This is a genomic window from Thioalkalivibrio sp. ALR17-21 (genome assembly GCF_000420185.1).
Classification (GTDB): Bacteria; Pseudomonadota; Gammaproteobacteria; order Ectothiorhodospirales; family Ectothiorhodospiraceae; genus Thioalkalivibrio; species Thioalkalivibrio halophilus.
On record NZ_ATUL01000051.1, the window covers coordinates 1 to 3,772 of the forward strand.

The 3,772-nt window shown below is 65.7% G+C and carries 5 protein-coding genes; 2 read left to right on the forward strand and 3 right to left on the reverse strand.

Features of this window, described 5'->3' with window-relative positions:
- Nucleotides 1-404: hypothetical protein (locus G020_RS0114380; protein ID WP_029681359.1), on the reverse strand; the 404-nt coding region annotated here is incomplete at its 3' end.
- A 475-nt stretch (nucleotides 405-879) separates the two neighbouring features.
- Between G020_RS0114380 and G020_RS15560 the strand changes: the two genes are divergently transcribed.
- Entirely contained in the window at nucleotides 880-1,095 is a 216-nt protein-coding gene (locus G020_RS15560) for a hypothetical protein (protein WP_024330081.1), read from the forward strand.
- A gap of 91 nt (nucleotides 1,096-1,186) precedes the next feature.
- Here the strand turns inward: G020_RS15560 and G020_RS0114395 are convergent, their stop codons facing one another.
- Together G020_RS0114395 and G020_RS0114400 are read right to left on the reverse strand one after the other, a co-directional pair.
- On the reverse strand, nucleotides 1,187-2,131 hold the full coding sequence (locus G020_RS0114395; protein ID WP_024330082.1) for an Rpn family recombination-promoting nuclease/putative transposase: 945 nt from the start codon (nucleotides 2,129-2,131) through the stop codon (nucleotides 1,187-1,189).
- A 156-nt stretch (nucleotides 2,132-2,287) separates the two neighbouring features.
- Nucleotides 2,288-2,869, reverse strand: coding sequence for a thioredoxin family protein (locus G020_RS0114400; protein ID WP_018946737.1), 582 nt, complete (start codon nucleotides 2,867-2,869; stop codon nucleotides 2,288-2,290).
- A gap of 123 nt (nucleotides 2,870-2,992) precedes the next feature.
- On the opposite strand from G020_RS0114400, the gene G020_RS0114405 reads away from it, so the two are divergent.
- A complete protein-coding gene (locus G020_RS0114405; protein ID WP_024330083.1) occupies nucleotides 2,993-3,733 on the forward strand; it encodes a ferredoxin--NADP reductase in 741 nt (246 codons plus the stop codon).
- Nucleotides 3,734-3,772: the final 39 nt, after the last annotated feature.

Here is a 3,772-nt window from a genome sequence, read left to right on the forward strand (position 1 = left end):
TCGGTGAGGTATTCGATCTCGGTGCAGCGCAGTTCGCCGGCGATCACGTTGAAGATGAGCAGCTGGGTCCCGCGTTCGGCCAGCGGGACCAGGGCACCGATCACGCCGGTGTCATTCAGCCCGGGTTCGCCCCGGGCGTCTCCTTCCTCGGCCGGCGGGCGCACCAGCGTGCCCAGCAGTTCCTGGAACGCCTGGTCGCAGGCGTAGCAAACCTCCGGGGCCCGCAGTCCCTGTACCCGTTCGCAGGCCGCGCGGATGTCGTCATCCGGCAGCATGGTGCGTTCGGGCGGCAGGGTCACGCGGTTGGCGCTGCCGTTGGGCAGCAGCCGCGGCACCGACTCGCGGCAGGAGGGACAGTGCCAGGTGGCTACGCGAGGGCCTTCGACGATATTGCTGGGGGGCATGCGGCACCGCTGGTTGCGTACACGTCCGGCGAGTATACGACCCCGCCGCACCCGCCCAAAATCGCGCCGCATCGCACAGGGGGCTGCGCTCCCACAAGGTAACCCCGGCTCGTAGGAGGCCAGCCCTCTGGCCGATTGGGGCATCCTGCGATGCCGCATTGCGTTGAGGCTCGCACTCCTCGCTCGTTCCCGTGTCCGGTTGTTGATATTGGGGCGATCCGGTCGCAGCATCCGTCATGCGAGTCGGGTAGCGTTGCCTTATCCTGCAATGTTTGGAGTTCCGTTACTCCCTCGGCTCCCTCAGGATTTCTGAATGGCCGCCAATCAGGGCGGCTTTTTTGTGAGCGAGCACAATCCGGCCACGGATCCGGCCATCGGTCCGGTCATGGAATGCCCGATGCGGACGCCATTGCGGGGTTAAAATGCTGATATGATGAGGCTCATGCAAATGGCGTGAAAGGACATCCAACCGGCCATGAGCGCAGTCATTGATCGAGGTGAACGCATTGCCCTGATGGAGCCCCTGGTGGTGGGGGAGGGGTCCGCCCATCGGGGGCGGCTTACCGATCGGGTGCTGGATCTGGTTGCGCAGGCCGTTGCCTTTCGCGCCCGCCTGCCGGTGGGGGTGGAATCGGCCCTGGCCGATTGGATGTATCCCCGCGCCATATCGCGCAGGGGGCTGCACACCTAACCAGAGCCGCGGTTTTGTTGCCATCCCGGCGATCAAGGCACCGATATCGGTCCGGCATCGATCCAGGCGGGACAATCCGGACCGGGGCGGATCACTGCGGAGGGTTTTCCCGCAGCCCGGTCACCTCCTCGATTGTCAGCCCGACAATCTCGGCGATCGCGCGGTCGTCCATCTCGGTTGACCGGATCAGATTGCGCGCGGTTTCGCGGCGCCCTTCCTGAAGCCCTTCCTGGCGCCCCTCCTGGCGCCCTTCCTCGATCCACCGGTCGGGCCAGTGCTTGATCCTTTCGGCCAGCATGTCGTGTACCTCGTGCAAGTCCTGAAGGTCGTTGAACGGCGGCAGTTCCATCCCCGGTGCTCGATGCGGGAGCATCACCCGGCGCATCCACACCACGAACGAGCGCCGCAACCCCGTCTGCTCCGGGGACCGCAGCCATTCCACCAGACGGCCCAGAACTTCCAGGAGGTCCTGCTCGTTGCGGTTGTGCTCGAGCCGGAACAGCGCCGCCGCCACGTTGCGCGTCTCGTCCGACCAGTCGGGCGCGTCCACGATCGCGCCCTCGTCCAGCAGCAGATAGCTCAGATCGGGCCGGTAACGCTCCAGACCACCCGGTACCCGTTCGACCAGCTCGCCCACGTTCTGTGCGGCCGTCCAGCGCGTCTCTCCATTGTAGAGCACCACCGGCAGCACCGGGGGCAGGCGGCCGCCGGGTGTCAGGGCCTTCTGCCGGATCAGGTCCTGATACAGCAGCCCGAGATACGTCATCATCCGCACCGCCATGAAACGGTCCACGCTCGACTGGAACTCCAGCAGCAGGTACACGTAAAGCCAGCCGTCGCCCCAGCGCACGCGCCAGACGATGTCGTCTTCGCGATCGCGCAGCTCGTCGGTCACATAGGACCCGTTGACCTTCTCGAGCGTGGAGAAATCCAGCTCCCTCACCCAGTCCTCCCGGACAAAACCGGTCAGCAGGTCCCGCACCATCTCGGGATGCGAAAACAGGAGCTTGTAGCTGTTGTCGTGGTGATCCGCCATACCGACACTCCTTGTCCGGTCGGAGCCGCAGCGTAACACGGCCTCTTCACAATCCCGACCACGCGGCCGGATCGCGCAGGGGGCTGCGCTCCTACAAGGCGCCCCGGCCCGTAGGAGGCGAGCCCTCTCGCCGATCGCGGCGTTCGTCGACCGGCCTCAGGCGAAATAGGCGGGCTCGTTGCCGGGCTTCCACTTGATGTTGCAGCCGAGGCTGGGGTGCTGAGGCTCGGGCGCGGGCTGGCCGGCGAGCAGGGCGTCGGTGGCGTTGCGCAGGTCTTCGCCGGTGACGGGCTGGTCGCTGCCGGGGCGGGTGCTGTCGAACTGGCCGCGGTAGTAGAGCTTGCGCTCGGCGTCGAACAGGTAGAGGTCCGGAGTGCAGGCGGCCTGGTAGGCCCTGGCCACGGACTGGTCTTCGTCGAGGCAGTAGGGGAATTTGTAGCCGAAACGGCGGGCGTCGTCGCGCATCGCGTCGGGGGCGTCTTCGGGGACGGCCTCGATGTCGTTGGAGTTGATGGCGATCACCGCGATGCCCTTTTCGGTGTATTCACGCCCGTAACGCGCGAACTCGTGGCGGATGAGCTGCACGAAGGGGCAGTGGTTGCAGATGAACGCGATCATGTAGCCCTTCGCGTCGGGGAAGCTGTCCAGGCTGATGGTCTCGCCGGAGACGACATCGGGCAGCTGGAAGTTGGGGGCTTCGGTGCCCAGCTCGATCATCTGCGAGGGGGTGCGTGCCATCGGTTTTGCTCCTGTCTGTGGTTTTCAGTGATGGACGATATTATAGGGGCCGCCCCGGGGATGCTTGAAATGCCCGGGCGCCGCCCGCATGCTTGCCTTTAACCAAGTACAGGAGTCAGGAATATGGGCTGGGTGACCGGCACCGTGCAGGAACGCAAGCAGTGGACCGACCGCCTGTTCTCGCTGCGCATCGATGCGGACGTGGAGCCGTTCGTGGCCGGGCAGTTCAATCGCCTGCGCATGGAGATCGACGGCGAACTGGTGGGGCGGCCGTACTCGTACGTGAACGCCCCGGACGAGCGCCCGCTGGATTTCTACATGATCACCGTGCCGGACGGGCCGTTGTCCAACCGCCTGGTGCAGCTCGAACCCGGCGACACGGTGGAGCTGATGCCGCGCGCCACGGGGTTTTTCACCCTGAACGAGATCCCCGACGGACGTGACCTGTGGCTGCTGTCGACGGGGACCGGGATCGGACCGTTCCTGTCCATCCTGAAGACCGACGAGCCCTGGGAACGCTTCGAGAACATCCGTCTGGTGCATGCGGTGCGCCATGCCGAGGAGCTTACCTACCAGGACACCATTGCACGCTTCTCCGAGCGCGATCCCGAGCGGTTTCAGTATATGCCGTTTGTCAGCCGCGAGGCGCACCCCGGTGCCATCCAGGGGCGCATCACCACGGCGCTGTCGGAAGGCGAGCTGGAGGCGCAGGCGGGGATCGATTTTGCGCCGGAGCACTCCCAGGTGATGCTTTGCGGCAACCCCGACATGGTCTCCGAAACCCAGTCGATGCTGCGCGAACGGGGTTTGGAGAAGAACCGCCGGCGCAAGCCGGGGCATCTCACCACCGAGAGCTACTGGTAGCCCCGATCGGCCAGAGGGCTGGCCTCCTGCGGCCCGGGG

Bases quoted from the DNA above. Each gene is read 5' to 3' on its own strand.
- G020_RS15560 (WP_024330081.1), top strand. From the start codon at position 880: ATGAGCGCAGTCATTGATCGAGGTGAACGCATTGCCCTGATGGAGCCC.
- G020_RS0114395 (WP_024330082.1), bottom strand. From the start codon at position 2,131: ATGGCGGATCACCACGACAACAGCTACAAGCTCCTGTTTTCGCATCCC.
- G020_RS0114400 (WP_018946737.1), bottom strand. From the start codon at position 2,869: ATGGCACGCACCCCCTCGCAGATGATCGAGCTGGGCACCGAAGCCCCC.
- G020_RS0114405 (WP_024330083.1), top strand. From the start codon at position 2,993: ATGGGCTGGGTGACCGGCACCGTGCAGGAACGCAAGCAGTGGACCGAC.